This is a genomic window from Pseudonocardia sp. EV170527-09 (assembly GCF_008369905.1).
Taxonomy (GTDB): Bacteria; Actinomycetota; Actinomycetes; order Mycobacteriales; family Pseudonocardiaceae; genus Pseudonocardia.
Map to the genome: position 1 here is coordinate 1 of NZ_VRMC01000514.1, position 262 is coordinate 262.

General features: G+C 62.2%; 1 protein-coding gene. It reads left to right on the forward strand.

The genetic code is table 11. From position 1 onward, the window contains the following. Positions 1-262: TonB-dependent receptor (locus tag FVA95_RS29980; protein WP_149666990.1), on the forward strand; the 262-nt coding region annotated here is incomplete at both ends.

The window sequence follows — 262 nt, forward strand, 5'->3', positions numbered from 1 at the left end:
CATCGCCTATTGGCAGCAAGAAGCCAGCGGCGAAGTCAGTCGCCGCCTCAACGACCCGAGCGGCGAGTCGGACAACGTCGGCGAAACCCGGCGCTGGGGTTACGACGCGCAAGTCAATCTGCACCCGGACGAACGCACCGAAATCTGGATGGCCTACTCCTGGCAGTACTCGAAAATCCTCCAGCCCAGCGCGACCTTGCCCAACAGCAAAGGCCAGGAAATCGACCACATCCCGCATCACCTGTACAACGCCGGCGTCAGC